The following is a 20,235-nucleotide window of genomic DNA, read 5'->3' on the forward strand; positions in this document are numbered from 1 at the left end:
CCCGTTGAACCTCAGCCTGTGTAGCGAGGGTTGAAGTGCTTCGGTCTCAGGCAAGCGCGCCTTACTTCGATGGAGCGTGTCCTTACTTGTCGCTGATTACCGCATAGGCCGGCGCGGGCTTGCGGTTGTAATACATGGCGGCGCCCACCAGCAGCACCAGAATGCCCAGCAGTACCATCGACGAACCCACCGTCCCGAAGTCCAGGCCGCCTTTTTCATGGGGTTTGGTCAACACGTCGCCCAACGTCGCCCCGAACGGGCGAGTCAGCACGAAGGCGATCCAGAACAACGCCACCGAAGACAACCGGGTGGTGTAGTGAAGCACCACGACCACGGCAATCGCCGAGCCGATCAGCAACGCCCCGCCCATGAAACCCAATCCCGAGTCATCCGCCAGGAAGTCGCCCAGCGCCGTGCCCAGGGTGTTCGAGAACAGGATCGCGAACCAGTAGAACAGCTCGGCTTTAAGCGTGGTGACGCGGCTGACCGACAACGACCGTTCGCTCCAGTACCAGGCCGAGAAGATAGCCAGCAGGATCGCCACCAGAATGGCCGAACCCGCCGCATAACCAAGCCCCAGCGTACGGTCCATGAAGTCGGACATGGTGGTGCCCGCGGTGCTGGTGGAAAGAATCACCAACCAGTACAGCGCCGGGTTATAGCGTTTGGAGGCCAGTTGCGTGATGAGCGTGACGACAAACACGCTGATCAAGATAAGGGAGCTGATCAGATAGCCAACGTCGAGGGTCATCGACAGCAAGTCACCTGCTGTTTCGCCTAACGTGGTGGCACAGATCTTCATGACCCAGAACGCGAGCGTAATCTGCGGAAGTTTGTTCATTGTGATTACCGGGTGGTTCAGACAGGGAGGTTCGAGTGTCTGCCCGACAGTGGCCGACGGTGCCTATCTTCCCGGAGCGGAAGTTAAAAATCGGTCACATGAAAATGAAAAGCGCATTCATTGCCCGGAGCGCAAGGCCCCGGGCATTCTGCTGTGGACGCCTGCTGGCAACGGCCTGAGAAGGCGCTTGCCAGCATCGTCCCGGGGCGATCAGAAGAACACTTTCACCAGCAAACTCGCGGTGTTCTGGTCGGTGTCGAAAGAGCGCGTGTCGTTGATCCCGTACTTGTTGCTCCAGTAGTCGTACTCGACGCCTACGTACAACTGCCGGTCCGGAAGATTAAGCGCCTTGCCCAGGTCGTATTTGATTTGCGGGTTGAAGTGCAGGTTGGAGTGGTAATCGCCTTTGCTGTTGGACTGTTTGTTGTCCACGACCCAGTCCATGAAACCGTCGATAAGAATGTCCGACTTGCCCACTGGAATGGTGTAGGACCAGACCGGGGTGATCTGCCAGGCGCCGTAACCGGCGCGGTGGCCGTCGTTGTAACGCTTGTAGAAGTTCAGCTGGAAGTAATCGAAGCCGGGGATCTTCAAATCAAAACCCGGGCCGATGAGATACGACTCGACATCGCCTTCGCCAAACTCGTAAGTGGTTGCCAGCAACACGTCGGTGACAGGGCCGAACTCAAATTTCTGATCGAAGATCTTGCCCATCGACAGGCGCGGGGAAATCTCCCCGTACGTCGAGGCGTTACCCAGGCTGCCGTCTTTCTTGCCGTTGTAGTTGATGTAATCGAGGAAGACGAAGTTATCGCCGTATTTCCAGCCATCGGCATGTTCGTAGGTGAACGTCTGCTGGTTTTCAGGGTTCACGGCGAAGTTCTTGCCGTAGAGGTAAGTCAGGCTGTTGCTCTGCCACTGCAGCAGATCACCCGACATGGCCGGCGCGGCGGCAAGCAGGCTACTTGCGGCCATCAGGCTGGAAAGCGTGCGGTTCATTTAAATACTCCCTTGGATTGACGTCGTGGTTTTTTGCGAACGGACGCTCTGTTATGGCGCCTTGGTTTTAATTGATTAAGTTGTCTGTTTGGTCAGCTTCGAGTTGATAGCAAGAGCTGAGCCAACACCTTGAAAAAAGACGAAAAAGCCCCGCCGGCTGTTTAAATAACAGTCGATTGGTCGATTTATCGATGCCGTTTGGAAGATGCACGGGCTGATCGGAGAGTTGTCCGGTCAGTCAGGTTAGTTGCAGTGTTGTTATTGGACTGAATTCGAGCGGCGGCGGAGGATACTGACTCGCGCAGCCGTGCTCAAGTGCTCTGTCACAGAGCACTCCCGTCGAAAACAGGGCAACCCCTCAGTGTGAATGCAGCGGTCCGGCCATCGCCGCGCGCTCGGCACCGCCGAGGACATTGAACAGCAGGTTCAGCAACACCGCGCTCAGTGTCGCCATGGCGATGCCGCTGTGGGTGATCGGCCCCATCCATTGCGGTAACTGGCTGAAGAACTCCGGTCGCACCACGGGTATCAGGCCCATGCCGATGCTCACCGCGACCAGCAGCTGGTTGCGCCGGTCGGAGATGTCCGCTTCCTGGAGGATCTTGATCCCGGTGGCGGCGACCATGCCGAACATCGCGATGGCCGCGCCGCCCAGTACGGCAGGCGGGATCGAGGCCACCAGATACGCCGCTTTCGGCAACAGGCTGAGGACGATGAGGAACCCGCCCGCGACGATGGTCACCGAGCGGCAGCGCACGCCGGTCATCTGCACCAGGCCGATGTTCTGCGCAAACGAGGAATGGGTGAAGGTGTTGAGAAAGCCCGCGAGAAACGAGGCGGCCGCGTCGCACAGCAACCCCCGGCGCAACATGCCCGGCGTGACTTCGCGGTCGGTGATCTTGCCCAGCGCGAGGAACATCCCCGTCGATTCGACAAAAATGATCACCACCACCAGGCACATCGACAGGATCGGCGCGAGGCTGAATTGCGGCAGGCCGAAGTGCAGGGGCGTGACCACCTTCAGCCATTCGGCCTGACCCAGACCACTGAGGTCGACCATGCCGATGAAGCCGGAGAGGATGTAGCCCAGGCCCATGCCGATCAGCACGGAGATGTTGACCCAGAACCCGCGCATGAAGCGGTTGATCAGCAGGATGGTCAGCAACACCAGCGCGGCGACGCCGAGGTAGACCGGGTCGCCGAAGCTCACCGCCTTGCTGCCGCCGCCGGCCCAGTTGACCGCCACCGGGAACAGCGACAGGCCGATGGAGGTGATCACGGTGCCGGTCACCAGCGGCGGGAAGAAGCGCACGATTTTCGACATGAACGGCGCGATCAGCATGCCGAAGAAGCCTGCTGCGATGGTCGCGCCGAAGATGCCCGGCAGGCCGACGCCGCTCATTCCGGCCATCGCCACCATGCTGCCGACGGCGGCGAAACTGGCGCCCATCATGATTGGCATGCGAATGCCCAGCGGACCGATGCCCAGGGACTGCACGACCGTGGCGATACCGGCGACCAGCAGGTCGGCGTTGATCAGAAAGGCGATTTCTTCCCGGGAAAGCCCGGCGGCCTGGCCGATGATCAGCGGCACCGCAACGGCACCGCCGTACATCAACAGGACGTGTTGCAGGCCCACCAGAATCAGTTGCAGCAGTGGCAGGGGCTGTCGTGGCGGCGCGGCAGGAATGCGCGCGTGAGTTGACTCGGACATGCAACACCTCATTGTTTTTATTTTTTGGTTGGAGCGGATGGAGCGGTTAGCGGCAAGCCTCAAGCCAAAGCCGATCGCGTACTGCTTCTAACTTGTGGCTTGCCGCTTGAAGCTTGCAGCTGACTTCAGTTCGTCTGCGCCCCTTTATCGATCCATTGCCCCAGCAGGTCACGTTCCTGTTGGGTCATCTGGGTGATGTTGCCCAGCGGCATGATCTGCGCGGTCACCGCCTGGGCCTGAATGCGCGGGGCCAGTTGCTGGATCTGTTGCGGCGTATCGAACATGATCCCGGCCGGCGCACTGCTGAACAGCGGGCTGGTGGGTTTGGCAGAGTGGCAGACGGTGCAGCGTTCCTGAATCACGCTGTGGACCTTCTCGAAATCCACGCCGCCGCTGCTGGCTTGCGCCGGTTGGGCTGCGGCCTCTGCGCCAGGTGCCGGGGCGGCTGCAGGGGCTGGCGCTGGTGCGACGTCAGGCTTCGCCTCGTCGGCGCGATGGCCACCGATGGCCGTGCCCGGCAGTGGCTGATACTGGATTTTCTCCGCCACGTCCGGGCCGCGAGACATTTGCGCGGGGCCGGTGACGTAGGCCAGGCACATCATTCCCAGTGCCCCGACCGGCAAGGCCCAGGCGTATTTGTGGCTGTTGTGACGGGTGTTGAAGAAATGACGGACGAGCACCGCACACACCGCGATCCCCGCCAGAATCAGCCAGTTGTACTGACTGCCATAGGTGCTCGGGAAGTGGTTGCTGATCATGATGAACAGCACCGGCAGGGTGAAGTAGTTGTTGTGCCGTGAACGCAGCAGGCCTTTGGCCGGCAGCGACGGGTCCGGCGTGCGATTTTCGGCGATGGCGGCGACCAGCGCGCGCTGGGCCGGCATGATGATGCGCAACACGTTGCCGACCATGATCGTGCCGATGATTGCACCCGTGTGCAGGTAAGCCGCCCGTCCGCTGAACACCTGGCTGAAGCCGAAGCAGGCCGCGATGATCAGCACGAACAGCACCAGGCCCAGCAAGGCAGGGCGCTTGCCCAGGGGCGAATCGCAGAGGATGTCGTAGATCGTCCAGCTGGCGACCAATGAGCCCACGCCGATGGCGATGCCTGCGCCGCCGCTCAGCGTGCTGCCGGGTGCCAGCAGGTAAAGGGTGGGGTTGGAATAGAACACGATGCACAGCAGCGCGATGCCCGACATCCAGGTCCAGTAGGCTTCCCATTTGAACCAGTGCAGGTCGTCCGGCATGGTCGGCGGGGCCAGTTTGTACTTTTCCAGGTGGTAGATACCGCCGCCGTGAATCGCCCAGAGGTCGCCCGACAGACCGTCACGGGGGTTGGCGCGGTTGAGGTTGTTCTCCAGCCAGACGAAATAAAAGGACGCGCCGATCCAGGCGATCCCGACGATCATGTGAATCCAGCGCACGCCCAGATTCAGCCATTCCATCAGATGTGCAGCCACAGTCTTTACCCTTTGCCTTCCACCGCTTAACGGGTGGTCAGACCCTTCTTATAGTTGGGGATCGAGAACCATCTTCTGACTCTCTTCGAAGAAATGCTCATCGCAGTTATTGCCACTGCCACTGCGATCAACCACCAGGAAGTCATCCCGCTTTTCGATCGTCAGCACCGGGTGGTGCCAGACGCCGCGATGGTAATTAACACCCTGCCTGCCATTGGTGATGAAGGCGCGGGTCAACTCGGGTTCAGGTGCATCGCCAAGTGGCGCGACCACGACCAGAAAAGGATGGCCGAGCAGCGGAATGAAGGCCTGGCTGCCCAGCGGATGGCGCTCCAGCATGCTGATGGTCAACGGCATCTCCAGCGCCTCGGCGCGGAAGATGCTGATGATCGCCTTGTCGTCCGGCGTGGCCGTTTCAACCTCGGCCAGACGGTGAAAGCGCATGGTCGAGCCGTTATTGATCATGAAATGATCGCTGCCGTCGGTTTCGATGACCTCGCCGAAAGGGGCGAAGGCTGCCTTGGTCAACGGCTCGATGATCAGTGTGCGCATGCGGGGTCTTCTGTTCATGTTTGGTGGATTGGTGATCGTTCCCACGCTCCGCGTGGGAATGCATCCCCTGACGCTCTGCGTCACCCTGGACGCGGAGCGTCCGCAAAGGGGTTACCACGCGGAGCGTGGGAACCATCAGTCATCAGAGGCCAAGCGTTTATTTCGCAACCTTGCCCAGCACCCGCAGCCGGCTCACGCCGCCATCCGGGAACACGTTCAGGCGGATATGGGTGATCGGCCCCAGTGCCTTGATCTGCTCGACGAAGGTGTGTTCGGCGTGCATTTCTAGCTTCTGGCTCGGCAGCAGTTCGCGCCAGAACAGGCTCTGGGTTTCGATCTGGCTGTCGGTGCCGCCTTTGACGAAGGCTGCCTGAATCGAGCAGCTGTCCGGGTAGTTGCCCTTGAAGTGCAGGGTGTCGACGACGATCTGCTCGACCTCGCCCGCATGCCCCAGGGCCACGATCACCCAGTCATTGCCAGGGGTGCGGCGACGTGCAGTTTCCCAGCCGTCGCCCATGTTCACGCCACGGCCCGGGTTGAGGATGTTGCTCATGCGCCCGAAATGCTCGTCGGAGCAGGCCAGCGCACGACCGCCATTCAGCGCGGCGGCGAGATCGATCTGCTCGTTGTCACCCACTGCCGACCAGTCCCGATGGGGCACGCCGTACACCCGCAGACGCGCCACGCCGCCGTCCGGGTAGATGTTGAAACGCAAATGGCTGTAAGCCTTGGCGTCACCGATCTCGTGGTAATGGTGGCTGTCGCCCTTGAGCTCCACCGCCGGCAACACTTCCGTCCACACGGTGCTTTCGTCCGGCTCGCCCGACGCCAGGAAGCACGCTTCCAGCGAGGCCGATGGCGGGTAGTTGCCGGTGAAGAACGAGGTGTCGATGTCCACGCCCTTGATCGAACCGGCAACGCCCAGGCGAACCACTGCACTGTCGTAACCTTCGAAGCGCTTGCGGCGCGACTCCCAGCCGTCCATCCACTTGCCGTTGTCGTCGAACACGCCTTCTTTCCAGACCGCAGGGGTCGGCTGGAACAGGCGGTTGGCATCGGCGAACCAGTCATCGGTGACGGAAAGGATCTTCGTCCCCAGACGCGCATCGGCCAGGTTGACGAACTTCTCGAAGGGTGCGGCGTAAGCTTTCATTCTTTTTGTCTGCCTTTGATAGTGGGCGTGGGAAAGGTCGGTCAGAGGGCTTGCAGGCGGAACATCGCGATCTTGTTGATCTCGGCGAGGGCGCAGGCGAACTCGGCGTCGGCCGTGTTGTGAATGCGCGTCTCGAAGGCCGCGAGGATCTGATGCCGGTTGCTGCCTTTCACCGCCATGATGAAGGGGAACGCGAACTTCGCTTTATAGGCGTCGTTCAGCTCGGTGAAGCGCTGGAACTCTTCGGCCGTGCATTGGTGGATACCGGCGCCAGCCTGTTCAGAGGTACTGGCTTCGGTCAGTTGGCCTTGCACGGCGGCTTTGCCGGCAAGGTCCGGGTGAGCGTTGATCAGCGCCAGTTGCGCGGCGTGATCGGCACTCAACAGGATGTCGCTCATGCGTGCATGCAGCGTCTCGATATCATCGAGCTCGTGCTGCTGGCCCAGGTCATAAGCCTGTTCGGCGACCCAGGGCGAGTGTTCGTAGATGTCGGCGAACGCCTGGACGAATTCGTCGCGGCTGAGGGAAGAGGGCGTCAGGGTCTGAAAGCGGCTCATTCGGCGGCTCCATTGAAGGGGTGTACCTGATGCCAGTGCCGCGCGATCTCCACCCGGCGCGCAAACCAGACCTGCTCGTGGCCTTTGACGTACTCAAGGAAACGCTGCAGCGCGGCCAGCCGGGCAGGGCGACCGATCAGGCGGCAGTGCAAACCGATCGAAAGCATTTTCGGCGCCTCGGCCCCTTCGGCATAGAGCACGTCGAAGGCGTCTTTCAGGTAATCGAAAAAGTCCTCGCCCTTGTTGAAACCCTGCACCTGGGTGAAGCGCATGTCGTTGGTATCCAGGGTGTAGGGGATCACCAGATGCGGCTTGCCGGTGGAGTTGTTGGGCTCCCAGTACGGCAGGTCGTCGTCGTAGGTGTCGCAGTCGTAGAGAAAACCGCCTTCTTCCATCACCAGCCGCCGGGTGTTGGGGCCGGTGCGCCCGGTGTACCAGCCCAGCGGACGTTCGCCGGTGAGTTCGGTGAGGATGCGGATCGCTTCGAGCATGTGCTCGCGTTCCTGGGCCTCGTCCATGTTCTGGTAGTCGATCCAGCGATAGCCGTGGCTGCAGATCTCATGGCCCGCGTCGACCATGGCGCGGATCACGTCCGGGTGACGCTGGGCGGCCATGGCCACCGCGAAGACCGTCAGCGGAATGTCGAATTGCTTGAACAGCTTGAGCACGCGCCACACGCCGGCACGGCTGCCGTATTCGTAGAGCGATTCCATGCTCATGTTGCGCTGACCCTGCAGCGGTTGCGCGGCTACCATTTCGGAGAGGAACGCTTCGGACTCCTTGTCGCCGTGCAGAATATTGCGCTCGCCGCCTTCCTCGTAATTGAGCACGAATGACAGCGCGATACGGGCATTGCCTGGCCAGCGGGGGTGGGGCGGGTTACTGCCGTAACCGATCAGGTCGCGTGGGTAGTCGGCGCTCACTGCAATCTTCCTTATCTAGCCTGTGTTCTGTGGCGGTGGTCGTCAGGGCGATGCATCAAGGTGCCGTGACGGTCGCTGCGATGGTGAGATTGTATACAACTTTATTTACAACGTGTAACCCTGTTTTTTCACGTCCCGCCACTCTCGGCCTCATGGGATCACTGTGCAAGAAACCTGCCTGAGTGGTCAGATATGGCGCTTGTAATCGCGTATTCATCTGCCTTGCGCCGCTATCCGGGGCATGGGGCCGCGGCGGGTGACCAGTGAAAATTTAGGTGATTTTAATTGTGTACAATCTGCGCTTAAACTGTCTTAATCCTGCTCATGTCTTACCGCTGATGCCCCTTTCGGGTGCAGGCCATCTCTTAATCTCTCACTGAATGAGGCAACGACACGCCATGGGACGACTCACCACTCACGTGCTGGACGCTGCACATGGCTGCCCCGGCAGCTCCATCCGCGTTGCGCTTTATCGGGTCGATGGCGACCGGCTGGAGAAAGTCGCCGAAGCAGTGACCAACAGCGACGGCCGCTGCGACGCCCCGCTTTTGCAGGGCGATGACTACCAGTCTGGCGTCTATCAATTGCAGTTTCAGGCCGGCGAATACTTTCGCGGCAAAGGCGTGCAATCCGGCGAGCACGGGTTTCTCGATGAGGTGGTGCTGCGCTTCGGCATCGACGCCGGGCAAGACCACTACCACGTGCCACTGCTGATTTCGCCCTACAGCTACTCGACGTATCGCGGCAGCTAGATCGCTGCCGCTTGTTGCTCCCCGCGTTCCTCTTGCCCGCCCATACTGCGGGCTTTTTTTTGCCCTTGGTGTTTGCCCCGAGTGGTCGGCTGTTAAGACGTCAGCGGCTGATCAGCGCAACGGTGCCCGCAGTGCCGAACAGACCGGCGCTGATGCGGTTGAACCAGGTCTGGCCCTTGCCGGTGCGCAGATAGCGGGCCGCGCCCTGGGCGCTGAGGCCGTAGAACAATTTGCAGCTCAGGTCGAGGACGGTCCAGGTGATGATCATGGTGATCAACTGGCCGAAAAACGGCTCATCGGCCTTGAGAAACTGCGGCAGAAAGGCGGCGAAAAACAGGATGTCTTTCGGGTTGCTGCCGCCCAGCACAAAGGCGCGCCAGAACAGTGAGCCGAAGGCGGGTTTGCTGGCGGCCTCGGGCACTTCGGCGGCAACGGCGGGCCGGCGCGACTGTTTCCAGCTTTGCCAGGCCAGGTAAAACAGGTACAGACCGCCGACGATTTTCAAGGCGCTGAACAACTGCTCGGACGCCAACAACAAGGCGCCCAGTCCCAGGGCCGAAGCGCTGAGCAGGCAGATTGATGCGCAGACGCCGCCGAGGAAGGCGGGGTAGGAGCGCAGCAGGCCGTAATTCAGGCTGTTGCCGATCATCAGCAGCGACAGCGGCCCCGGAATTAGAATGACCACCAATGCCGCGCCGCTGAACAGCAGCCAGGTTTCCAGTGTCATGGGGTGTGCTCCTTGTTTATCTGAAAGCAGAAACGCCGCGGGCTGCGCGGCGCTTCATGTCATGTACGGTGACGACTGCCATCCATCAGCAGTGCAGCGGCCGGAAAGCGTTACAAAAACACGAACTTGGCGATGAAGATCGCGCACAGCACCCACAGGCTGATGGAGATTTCCCGATGGCGGCCGGTGCCGGCTTTCAGCACCACGTATGTGATGAACCCCAGCGCGATCCCGTCTGCGACCGAAAAGGTCAGCGGCATCATGATCGCGGTGACGATCGCCGGAATGCTGTCGGTGGCTTCGTCCCAGTCGATGTGCGCCATGCCGCCCATCATCAGCATCGCCACGTAAATCAATGCACCTGCGGTCGCGTAAGCGGGAATCATGCCAGCCAGCGGGGCGAAGAACATCGCCGCCACGAACAGCACGCCCACGGTCACGGCGGTCAGACCAGTCCGACCCCCGGCCGCCACGCCCGAAGCGCTTTCCACGTAGCTGGTGACCGGCGGCACACCGACCATCGCACCGAACACGCTGGATGCGCTGTCTGCCTTCAAGGCCCGCGAGAGGTTCTCGATGCGGCCGTCTTCACGCACCAAACCGGCGCGCTGTGCCACACCCATGAGCGTGCCGGCCGTGTCGAACATGTGCACGAACAGAAACGCCAGCACTACGCTGATCATGCTGACGTTGAACACGCCGGCCAGGTCCATCGCCATCCAGGTCGGCGCCAGACTCGGCGGCGTGGAGAAAATGCCGTTGTAGTGCACCAGCCCCAGGCCCCAGCCGGCCAGCGTTACCGTGATGATGCTGATGAGGATCGCGCCGAAGACCCGGTGATAGCTGAGCACGGCAATCATCAGAAAGCAGATGGCGGCGAGCAGCGGACCGGGCTCGCGCAACGAGCCGAGCTTGATCAGCGTCGCCGGGCTGTCGACCACGATGCCGGCGGTCTTCAGGCCGATCAGCCCGAGAAACAGACCGACCCCCGCCCCCATGGCGTAACGCAGGCTGACCGGGATGCTGTTGAGCAGCCATTCGCGGATGCGTGAGAGGGTCAGGAACATGAAGATCACGCCCGAGACGAACACCGCGCCCAGCGCCGTTTCCCAGCTGTAGCCCATGGTGCCGACCACGGTGTAGGTGAAGAACGCGTTCAGGCCCATCCCCGGCGCCAGGCCCACCGGCCAGTTGGCGTACAGCCCCATCAGCAGACAACCCAGCGCAGCGGCGATGCAGGTGGCGACAAACGCCGCGCCGTGATCAATGCCGGCGTCGGCCATGATGTTGGGGTTGACGAAAATGATGTAGGCCATGGTGATGAAGGTCGTGAGCCCTGCCAGCAGCTCGGTTCGGACGGTCGTGCCGTGCAGGCTCAGCTTGAACAGGCGTTCGAGCAGGCCTTTGCGCGGCACCGTGAGATCCAGCGGCGTGGCTTCGGTTTTGCGACTTTCCACAGTGAAATCCTCGGGACGTTTTTGTTGTTATGACAAAGCCGGTTGCGGGCTCCGGGAGGCGTATGGACCTGTCAGGCTGATTTGTTGACTGAAAGGTCAGAAACGTGCACGAAGGGATTATGCTTTTGTATACAAATAATGCAAATAATGTTTTCGATCCTGTGGGGAATATTTAGCGGATTGTGTGCATAACGCCCCGTCATTTCAGGGCCTGTGCAGACTTTGCCGGCTGTGTACAATGCGCCATTACTTTTACTGTGACTTTGCCGGGATATCTGCTATTGGTTGCTCCAACAGTGGTCGTACCCGCCCTGATCACGGCAAGGCCCCGCGCCGGATTCTGTTACCACGAGTGCCCATGAACGATCAGTTGCAACCCCTCAAGAAACATTCACGCACGGCCAAGTCCGGCCGCAGCGGCACCCAGGACGATATCGTCTACGCCCACATTTTCGAGGCGATCCTCGAACAGCGTTTGGCGCCCGGCACCAAGCTGAGCGAAGAAGCCCTCGGTGAAATCTTCGGCGTCAGCCGCACCATCATTCGTCGCGCACTCTCGCGACTGGCCCACGAAGGCGTGGTGTTGCTGCGTCCGAATCGCGGCGCGGTGGTGGCCAGCCCGAGCGTCGAAGAGGCACGACAGGTGTTCTTCGCCCGGCGTCTGGTGGAGAAGGCGATCACGGAACTGGCGGTCGAGCACGCCACGGCGGAACAGCTCAGTGAGCTGCGCCAGATGGTCAGCGACGAGCGCGACAGCTTTTCGAAAGGGGATCGAGGGGCGGGGATTCGTCTGTCGGGGGAATTCCATCTGAAACTGGCGGAAGCGGCGAAGAACGCCCCGCTGATCAGCTTTCAGCGCAGCCTGGTCTCGCAGACCTCGCTGATCATCGCCCAGTACGAAAGTGGCAACCGCTCGCACTGCTCGTACGATGAACACACCCAGCTGATCGACGCCATCGAAGCCCGGGACGCGACCCTGGCGGTGAACCTGATGATGCATCACATGGATCACATCGACAGCAAGCTCAACCTCGACGAAGACAGCGCCTCCGACGACCTCCATGCCGTGTTCTCGCACCTGATGCTGCCAAAGAAAAAAGCAGGGCGCAGCACCGCGGTCTGATCCCGCCCGTACGCCTTGGCACGGGTGGGGGGTGAGATGCTCACGAATGGGGTGTGTCGGCCACTGACTGACAGAACGCCTTCGCGAGCAAGGTGGAGCGCCACCCCGGTCGCTCCCACAAATTCTGTGCTGACTCCGGTAACTCTGGCCGGACCGGGGACCTGTGGGAGTGAGCTTGCTCACGAATGCGGTGGGTCAGCCACATCCAGGCTGACTGACAGAACGCCTTCGCGAGCAAGCTCGCTCCCACAAATTCTGTGCTGACTCCGGCAGCTCTGGTAGGACCGGGGACCTGTGGGAGTGAGCTTGCTCACGAATGGGGTGGGTCAGCCACACCCAGGCTGACTGACAGAACGCCTTCGCGAGCAAGCTCGCTCCCACAAATTCTGTGCTGACGCCGATAACTCTGGTCGAACCGGGGACCTGTGGGAGTGAGCTTGCTCACGAATGCGGTGCGTCGGCCTCATCCAGGGCGACTGACAGAATGCTTTCGCGAGCAAGCTCGCTCCCACAAATTCTGTGCTGACGCCGGTAACTCTGGCCGGACCGGGGATCTGTGGGACTGAGCTTGCTCACGAATGCTGCGGCACAGCTGACAGATTTGGGTTGGATGTACCTCAGTCTTCGCGAGCAAGGTGGAGCGCCACCCCGGTCGCTCCTACAGTTTCCAGCTGTCATCGAAAATCCGCGTCGAGCGCAGATCTCCTGTAGGAGCAATCGGAGGTTACGACGGTCGCGAAGCGGCGGGCCTGTGACATCAACGTCGGCTGACCCACTGCATTGCGGGCAAGCGCTCCTACCGTTTGCGGCATAGCCTTAACGCTTATGCACCAACACCCCCGCCGAATACGTTTCGCTGACGGTGCGGTCATCCCCCAGGGTCATCAACACAAACAGCTGCTCTTCAATGCTCGTCGCCTGACTCATGCGGTAGGACAGCAGCGGGGTGGCGTTGAAATCCAGTACCACGAAGTCCGCCTCGCTGCCCGGCTGCAGGTTGCCGATCTTGTCTTCCAGCCGCAGCGCCCGTGCGCCGCCCAGCGTCGCGAGATACAGCGATTTGAACGGGCTCAACTTGGCGCCTTGCAACTGCATCACCTTGTACGCCTCGTTCAACGTGTGCAGCAGCGAGAAAGTGGTGCCAGCGCCGACGTCTGTTCCGAGTCCTACATTGACCTTGTGCTTTTCGGCCATCGGCAAGTTGAACAGCCCACTGCCGAGAAAGAAGTTGGACGTCGGGCAGAAGGCGATGGCTGACCCGGTTTCCGCCAGCCGCTCACACTCCTGGTCGCACAGGTGCACGCCGTGGGCAAACACGGAGCGCTCGCCGAGCAGGTTGAAATGATCGTACACGTCCAGGTAATTCTTGCGCTCCGGGAACAGCGCCTTCACCCACTCGACCTCCTTCAGGTTTTCACTGATGTGGGTCTGCATGTACAGGTCGGGGTATTCAGTCAGCAACTGGCCGGCGAGGGTCAATTGTTCGGGCGTGCTGGTCGGCGCGAAACGTGGGGTGACGGCGTAATGCAGGCGGCCCTTGCCGTGCCAGCGCTCGATCAGCGCCTTGCTGTCGACGTAGCTGGATTCGGCGGTGTCCACCAGATAATCCGGGGCGTTGCGGTCCATCATCACCTTGCCGGCGATCAGGCGCAGATTGAGCTTCTCGGCGGCACTGAACAGCGCCTCCACCGACTCCTTGTGACGACTGCCGAACACCAGCGCGGTGGTGGTGCCGTTGCGCAGTAATTCCTTGAGAAAAATGTCAGCCACCTGCGCCGAATGCTCGGGGTCTTCGAACTGCTTCTCGCAGGGAAACACGTAGGTATTCAGCCAGTCGAGCAACTGCTCGCCGTAGGACCCGACCATGCCGGTCTGTGGCAAATGGATGTGGGTGTCGATGAAACCGGCGGTGATCAGGGCGTCCTGATAAGTGACGATTTCGACGTCGTCAGTGAGCGTGCCGAGCAGGTCTTCGGCAGTGCCGAGGGCGAGGATCTTGCCGTTTTCCACCAGCATCAGGCCGTCTTCGAAATACTCATACGACGCCTCCACTGCCACGTCGGCAGGGTCGGCGATGCTGTGAATGATGGCGGCGCGGTAGGCTTTTTTGGCAGTGCTGATTTCTGTGGTCATGTCAGTTGATCGTTCTTCCGGGATTCATTGGGACTGGCTGCGGCGGGACACCGGCAGCAGCTTGGCGACAGGTTCGGCGGTGGTGCTCTGCTCGCCGAAATGAGCGTTGTAGGTGGCGATCACTTCGCCGGCGATGGACACGGCGATTTCCATGGGCAGTTTGCCTTTGACCTCGGTCAGGCCCATGGGGCAACGCATGCGCTGCACCACAGCGGCGTCGAAGCCACGATCACGCAGGCGATGCTCGAACTTCACGCGCTTGGTTTTCGAGCCGATCAGGCCGAAATAGCTGAAGTCGCCGCGCTTGAGAATGGCGGCGGCGAGTTCCAGGTCCAGCTGATGATTGTGGGTCATGACGATGCAATAGCTGCCAGCGGGGAGGTTATCCACTTCTTCGATGACGTCCTCGCTGAGGATCTGCGTCACGCCTTCTGGCATGTGCGCGGGAAATTCGGCTTCGCGGGAATCAATCCAGCGCACGCGGCAGGGCAGGCTGGCGAGCAGCGGCACCAGCGCCCGACCGACGTGGCCGGCGCCGAACACGGCAATGTGCGCCTGGGGCTGGCCCATGGGTTCGAACAGCAACACATTCACGCCGCCGCAGCACTGACCCAGGCTGGCGCCGAGGCTGAAGCGCTCCAGGCGGGTTTGCTGGCTGCCGCTGGCGAGCATCTCCCGGGCGATTTCCATGGCCTTGTATTCCAGATGCCCGCCGCCGATGGTGTCGAAGATTCGCCCGGCGCTGACGACCATTTTCGAGCCGGCGTTGCGCGGCGTCGAGCCACGCTCCTCGATGATGGTCACCAGCACGCAGGCTTCGCCCTGATGCTGCAAGTCGGCGAGGGCGCTGATCCAGTTATTCATGTGATTTCTCCTGACCAAAACGTCGATCGTTCCCACGCTCTGCGTGGCCACGGACCCTCTGACGCTCCGCGTCGCTTAATCGACGCGGAGCGTCTCGGGCTGCATTCCCACGCGGAGCGTGGGGACGATCTACACCGGCGAACCCACCAGCTCATGGGCAACACCTTCTGATGCCTGCGTCGCGACCCGCAACGTCCGCATCTGCTCACACCCCCACAACACCCGTTCCGGTGTCGCCGGCGCGTCGATCTTCGGCTGGTGCCGGTAATCGCCCAGACTCGCCACCGCGTCCTTGATTGCGCACCACGCGGCGATGCCCAGCATGAATGGCGGCTCACCCACGGCTTTGGAATGAAACACCGTGTCTTCGGGGTTCTTGCGGTTCTCCACCAGCTTCACCCGCAGGTCCGCCGGCATGTCGGCCACGGCCGGAATCTTGTAGCCCGCCGGGCCGTTGGTCATCAGCTTGCCTTTGTCGTTCCAGACCAGTTCCTCGGTGGTCAGCCAGCCCATCCCTTGAATGTAGCCGCCCTCGACCTGACCGATGTCGATGGCTGGATTCAGCGAGGCGCCGACGTCGTGAAGGATGTCCGTACGCAGCATTTTGTACTCGCCGGTCAGGGTGTCGACCAGCACTTCGGTACAGGCCGCGCCGAAGGCAAAGTAATAGAACGGCCGACCCCGCGCCTGGCTGCGGTCGTAGAAAATCTTCGGCGTCTTGTAATAGCCGGTGCTCGACAGCGACACCTGGCCCATCCATGCCTGCTGCGCCAGGGTGTCGAAGCTGATGACCTGCTCGCCGACGCGCACATGGCCGTTGCGAAACTCGACCCGCGATTCATCGCACTGGTAATGCTTGGCCGCGAATTCCACCAGCCGCTGCTTGAGGATTTCTGCTGCGTTCTGCGCCGCCTTGCCGTTCAGGTCGGCGCCGCTTGAGGCTGCGGTTGGCGACGTGTTCGGCACCTTGTCGGTGTTGGTCGCGGTGATCTGCACGCGGTCGATGTCGACCTGAAACACCTCGGCCACCACCTGCGCCACTTTGACGTTCAGGCCCTGGCCCATCTCGGTGCCGCCGTGATTGAGATGGATGCTGCCGTCGGTGTAGATGTGAATCAGCGCGCCGGCCTGATTGAGGAAGCTGGCGGTGAAGGAAATGCCGAATTTCACCGGGGTCAGCGCCAGGCCTTTCTTCAGAATCGGGCTGTTGGCGTTGTAGGCCTTGATCGCTTTGCGCCGCTCGGCGTAGTCACTGCTTTCCTCCAGCTCGGCGGTCATTTCTTCGAGCATGTTGTGCTCGACCGTCTGGTAGTAGTGGGTGACGTTGCGCTCGGTCTTGCCGTAATAGTTGGCCTTGCGCACCGCCAGCGGGTCCTTGCCCAAGTGCCGGGCGATGGCGTCCATCACCTCTTCGATGGCGACCATCCCCTGTGGGCCGCCGAAGCCCCGGTAGGCCGTGTTCGACGCGGTGTTGGTCTTGCAGCGATGGCCGTTGATCGTGGCGTCGCCCAGGTAATACGAATTGTCGGCGTGAAACATCGCCCGGTCGACGATGGACGCCGACAGGTCCGGCGAATAACCACAGTTGCCCGCCAGCTCCAGCTGAATGCCGTGCAGGCGCCCGTCGTTGTCAAAGCCCACGTCGTACTCGACGTAAAACGGGTGCCGCTTGCCGGTCATGATCATGTCTTCCATGCGCGGCAGGCGCATCTTGGTCGGCTGGCCGGTCAGGCGCGCAACCACCGCACACAGGCAAGCGGGACTCGCGGCCTGGGTTTCCTTGCCGCCAAAACCGCCGCCCATGCGGCGCATGTCGACGACGATCTTGTTCATCGACACGTCCAGCACTTCGGCGACGAGCTTCTGCACCTCGGTCGGGTTCTGCGTCGAGCAGTAAACGATCATGCCGCCGTCTTCCGTGGGCATGACCGACGAAATCTGCGTTTCCAGGTAGAAGTGTTCCTGACCGCCGATGTGCAGCGTGCCCTGAATCCGGTGGGGAGCGGAGGCCAGCGCCGCCGCCGAATCACCGCGCTGGTGCGTGTGGCTGTCGAGCACGAAGTGCTTGTTGCGGTAGGCCTGAACCACATCGAGCACGGGTTCCAGGTCTTCGTATTCGATGATCGCGGCCATCGCCGCCTTGCGTGCGGTTTCCAGATCCCGCGCGGCCACGGCAATCACCGGCTGACCGACGAACTCGACCGTGTCGATGGCCAGCAACGGATCGCCGGGTAGCAGCGGGCCGATGTCCTTGAGGCCCGGAATGTCTTCGTGGGTGATTGCGATGCGCACGCCGTCGAAGGCGTAGCAGGGCGACACGTCGACGCGGACGATGCGCGCGTGGGCACGGTCGGACAGCCGCGCATACACGTGCAGTTGGTTGGGGAATTCGAGGCGGTCGTCGATGTAGATCGCTTCGCCGGAAACGTGCTTGTCAGCACTGTCGTGTTTCACGCTGCGGCCCACGCCGGTGGTCAGGTCCTGTTGAAACAGGGCGACCATTTCTTCCTGGGACCTGGCTGAATGATGATTAGACATAAGCTGTCACCCGCGTCTGGATGTGAGGCGTTTGCACTTCAATGAAGTATTTGCGCAGCAGGTTCTGCGCGCTGAGCAGGCGGTATTCCTTGCTCGCGCGGAAGTCCGTCAGCGGGGTGAAATCCTCGGCCAGTGCGGCGCAGGCGCGCTCGATGGTGGCCGATGTCCACGGCTGGCCGATCAGCGCCTGCTCGCAATGGGCCGCACGTTTGGGGATCGCCGCCATGCCGCCGAACGCCGCGCGGGCGTCAACGATGGCGCCGTTTTCGATGTGCACGCGGAACGCGGCGCAGACCGCCGAGATGTCGTCGTCCAGCCGTTTGGACACTTTGTACGCGCGAAACGTCTGCCGGGGGTTGGCGCGGGGCACGATGATGCGCTCGATGAATTCGCTTTCCTGACGCACGGTCACGCGGTAATCGATGAAGTAATCCTCCAACGCCAAGGTGCGGGTTTGTTCGCCCTTGCGCAGCACGATCTTCGCGCCCAGTGCGATGAGAAGGGGCGGGGAGTCGCCAATCGGAGAGGCGTTGCCGATGTTGCCGCCGAGGGTGCCCTGATTGCGGATCTGCAGCGATGCAAAACGGTGCAGCAATTCACCGAAATCCGGGTACTCGCGGCTCAAAGCTTCGTAGCAATCGGTGAGGGCGGTCGCCGCGCCGATCTCGATGCGGTCTTCGAAGTGCTCGATCTTCTTCATCGCCGCGACGTTGCCGACGTAGATCATCACCGGCAGCGGGCGATGGAATTGCGTCACTTCAAGCGCCAGGTCGGTGCCGCCGGCCAGCAGCCGGGCTTGGGGATAGGCATCGTAGAGATCCGCCAGATCGGCGACGGTCAGCGGTACCAGGCAACGCTTGTCGCCGCTGTTCAGCTCGCCGGTTTGCGTCGGCGCGATGGCCTTTAAGCGCGCGATGGTCTGAGCCTTCAAGGCATCGAACTGGTCCGCTGGCGGTTGACTGCAGCTTTGCTCGGCCGCCGCGAGGATCGGTCGATAACCGGTACAGCGGCACAGATTGCCAGCCAGGGCTTCGTGGGCCTGAGCATGTTTTGTTTCAGCGGACGCGGACTCGGCACTGTTCTTTTGCAGCGCGAACAGCGACATCACAAAACCCGGCGTACAGAAACCGCACTGGGAACCGTGGCAGTCGACCATCGCCTGCTGAACGCTGTGCAAGCGGCCCTGATGCTTGAGGTCTTCGACGCTGATCAATTGCTTGCCGTGCAGCGAGGCCACGAAGGTCAGGCACGAATTTAGGCTGCGATAACTCAGCTGCTCCCGGCCCGCCGCGTCAGTGGTCAGCTCGCCGACGACCACGGTACACGCGCCGCAATCGCCGCTGGCGCAGCCCTCTTTAGTGCCGGACTTATGCAGGTGCTCGCGCAGGTAGTTGAGCACCGTCACATTGGGGTCCAGAGCCTGTTCGGTTTTCAGCTCTTGGTTCAGGAGAAACTGGATCACGGGTCGCGCCTCGTTCTTGTCGTTAATAAGCACTGGTCACAGCTGCCGGCGGATGGGTCATCGAACATGTCGATGAATCTATCAGCTCTGACTATTGGGTCAATTAATTTCTGACTCAAAGGTCAAGAAATTCATTATTTCGAGAAATGGCCGATAACCCACCTGACGATAACGTCTAACGACTGAGTGCCTGTGATCAGAAACATGTCCGTGTTTCTGCTTAATTCGTGCCAGTTTCCACAGTATGGCCCTGCGCCACAGACCTGCAGTGCGATACACTCCGCCGCTTGTTTGCGACCAAAGAAGTTGAAGGTAAGAAATGACGTTCAAGGCACCTGACAGCCTCGCCGAGCAGATCGCTCACCACCTTGCCGAGCGCATCATCCGCGGCGAGCTCAAGCCAGGGGAGCGGATTCAGGAGCAGAAGGTCACGGCCGCGCTGAACGTGAGCCGTGGCTCGGTGCGCGAGGCGTTGCTGATTCTCGAGCGCCGCCATCTGATCGTGATCCTGCCCCGTCGCGGCGCGCAGGTCTCGGTCCTGACCCCACACAACATCACCAGCCTTTGCGCCCTGATGAGCGAGATGTACATCCTCCTCGGTCTGGCCGTGGCGCGAAGCTGGAAAGAGCCGGTAGACCTCGCGGCGTTCCAGCAGATTCAGCAGCGGCTCATCGCCAGTTGCGAGCGCCAGGACGTGAAGGGCTTCGTTGAAGAGAGCTTCAATGTCATGCGCGCGGCCTATCCGTTCGCCAACAACCCGTACCTGGAAGAGACCGTCGAGAACCTGCAGCCGTCCATGAGCCGCTTCTATTTCCTCGCCCTGGATCAACGCCAGGCGGAAATGAGCGAGTACCTGACCCTCTTCGGCCAGTTGCTCGAAGCGGTGGTGGCGCGGGATCTGGCGCGGATCCGCGACGTGCTGACCTGCTACGCCGAGCGCAGCTGCCAATCGGTGTTGTCTGCCCTGGCGGCCAGCTGAT

At 61.3% G+C, this 20,235-nt stretch carries 17 protein-coding genes; 3 read left to right on the forward strand and 14 right to left on the reverse strand.

Going from position 1 to position 20,235, the window contains the following annotated elements; all coding sequences use genetic code 11:
- Positions 1 to 82: 82 nt before the first annotated feature.
- From ABEH28_RS00650 to puuE, 8 genes are all read right to left on the reverse strand, one after another.
- Positions 83 to 841: a hypothetical protein gene (locus ABEH28_RS00650; protein ID WP_192174180.1), complete on the reverse strand. Its 759-nt coding sequence runs from the start codon at positions 839 to 841 to the stop codon at positions 83 to 85.
- 210 nt (positions 842 to 1,051) lie between these two features.
- Positions 1,052 to 1,840 carry an outer membrane protein OmpK gene (locus ABEH28_RS00655; protein WP_192174181.1) on the reverse strand — a complete coding sequence of 263 codons (789 nt, stop codon included), beginning with the start codon at positions 1,838 to 1,840 and terminating at the stop codon, positions 1,052 to 1,054.
- Between the two features lie 358 nt (positions 1,841 to 2,198).
- The gene (locus ABEH28_RS00660) at positions 2,199 to 3,554 is read right to left on the reverse strand and encodes a nucleobase:cation symporter-2 family protein (RefSeq protein WP_346628773.1); all 1,356 of its coding nucleotides are present in this window, start codon (positions 3,552 to 3,554) and stop codon (positions 2,199 to 2,201) included.
- A gap of 125 nt (positions 3,555 to 3,679) precedes the next feature.
- Entirely contained in the window at positions 3,680 to 5,014 is a 1,335-nt protein-coding gene (locus ABEH28_RS00665; RefSeq protein ID WP_346628774.1) for a urate hydroxylase PuuD, read from the reverse strand.
- A gap of 48 nt (positions 5,015 to 5,062) precedes the next feature.
- The gene (locus tag ABEH28_RS00670; protein WP_192174184.1) at positions 5,063 to 5,566 is read right to left on the reverse strand and encodes an ureidoglycolate lyase; all 504 of its coding nucleotides are present in this window, start codon (positions 5,564 to 5,566) and stop codon (positions 5,063 to 5,065) included.
- Between the two features lie 157 nt (positions 5,567 to 5,723).
- Positions 5,724 to 6,719, reverse strand: a complete 996-nt coding sequence (alc, locus tag ABEH28_RS00675; protein WP_346628775.1) for an allantoicase — start codon at positions 6,717 to 6,719, stop codon at positions 5,724 to 5,726.
- Between the two features lie 41 nt (positions 6,720 to 6,760).
- On the reverse strand, positions 6,761 to 7,276 hold the full coding sequence (gene uraD / locus ABEH28_RS00680; protein WP_346628776.1) for a 2-oxo-4-hydroxy-4-carboxy-5-ureidoimidazoline decarboxylase: 516 nt from the start codon (positions 7,274 to 7,276) through the stop codon (positions 6,761 to 6,763).
- A complete protein-coding gene (gene puuE / locus ABEH28_RS00685; protein ID WP_346628777.1) occupies positions 7,273 to 8,199 on the reverse strand; it encodes an allantoinase PuuE in 927 nt (308 codons plus the stop codon). Before puuE ends, uraD begins: the two co-directional genes overlap by 4 nt.
- A gap of 398 nt (positions 8,200 to 8,597) precedes the next feature.
- Here puuE and uraH point away from each other — a divergent pair, with 398 nt between their 5' ends.
- Positions 8,598 to 8,951, forward strand: a complete 354-nt coding sequence (gene uraH / locus ABEH28_RS00690; protein ID WP_282372146.1) for a hydroxyisourate hydrolase — start codon at positions 8,598 to 8,600, stop codon at positions 8,949 to 8,951.
- A gap of 100 nt (positions 8,952 to 9,051) precedes the next feature.
- Here uraH and ABEH28_RS00695 read toward each other — a convergent pair whose 3' ends face one another.
- On the reverse strand, positions 9,052 to 9,678 hold the full coding sequence (locus tag ABEH28_RS00695; protein WP_122537313.1) for a LysE family translocator: 627 nt from the start codon (positions 9,676 to 9,678) through the stop codon (positions 9,052 to 9,054).
- Positions 9,679 to 9,788: 110 nt separating this feature from the next.
- Positions 9,789 to 11,135 (reverse strand): NCS2 family permease, encoded by a 1,347-nt coding sequence (locus ABEH28_RS00700; protein ID WP_346628778.1) that lies wholly within the window; start codon positions 11,133 to 11,135, stop codon positions 9,789 to 9,791.
- A 358-nt stretch (positions 11,136 to 11,493) separates the two neighbouring features.
- On the opposite strand from ABEH28_RS00700, the gene ABEH28_RS00705 reads away from it, so the two are divergent.
- On the forward strand, positions 11,494 to 12,258 hold the full coding sequence (locus ABEH28_RS00705) for a GntR family transcriptional regulator (RefSeq protein WP_192174191.1): 765 nt from the start codon (positions 11,494 to 11,496) through the stop codon (positions 12,256 to 12,258).
- An 816-nt stretch (positions 12,259 to 13,074) separates the two neighbouring features.
- Here the strand turns inward: ABEH28_RS00705 and guaD are convergent.
- From guaD to xdhA, 4 genes are all read right to left on the reverse strand, one after another.
- Positions 13,075 to 14,391 carry a guanine deaminase gene (guaD, locus tag ABEH28_RS00710; RefSeq protein WP_346628779.1) on the reverse strand — a complete coding sequence of 439 codons (1,317 nt, stop codon included), beginning with the start codon at positions 14,389 to 14,391 and terminating at the stop codon, positions 13,075 to 13,077.
- 24 nt (positions 14,392 to 14,415) lie between these two features.
- On the reverse strand, positions 14,416 to 15,255 hold the full coding sequence (xdhC, locus tag ABEH28_RS00715; RefSeq protein WP_346628780.1) for a xanthine dehydrogenase accessory protein XdhC: 840 nt from the start codon (positions 15,253 to 15,255) through the stop codon (positions 14,416 to 14,418).
- A gap of 129 nt (positions 15,256 to 15,384) precedes the next feature.
- Positions 15,385 to 17,793 carry a xanthine dehydrogenase molybdopterin binding subunit gene (xdhB, locus tag ABEH28_RS00720; RefSeq protein WP_346628781.1) on the reverse strand — a complete coding sequence of 803 codons (2,409 nt, stop codon included), beginning with the start codon at positions 17,791 to 17,793 and terminating at the stop codon, positions 15,385 to 15,387.
- Entirely contained in the window at positions 17,786 to 19,255 is a 1,470-nt protein-coding gene (gene xdhA, locus ABEH28_RS00725) for a xanthine dehydrogenase small subunit (protein ID WP_282372152.1), read from the reverse strand. The genes xdhB and xdhA overlap by 8 nt, the downstream gene beginning before the upstream one ends.
- A 319-nt stretch (positions 19,256 to 19,574) precedes the next feature.
- Here xdhA and ABEH28_RS00730 point away from each other — a divergent pair, with 319 nt between their 5' ends.
- Positions 19,575 to 20,234: a GntR family transcriptional regulator gene (locus ABEH28_RS00730; RefSeq protein ID WP_192174194.1), complete on the forward strand. Its 660-nt coding sequence runs from the start codon at positions 19,575 to 19,577 to the stop codon at positions 20,232 to 20,234.
- The last annotated feature ends 1 nt before the right edge of the window (position 20,235 follow it).

This window comes from Pseudomonas sp. Ps21-P2, assembly GCF_039672565.1.
Classification (GTDB): Bacteria; Pseudomonadota; Gammaproteobacteria; order Pseudomonadales; family Pseudomonadaceae; genus Aquipseudomonas.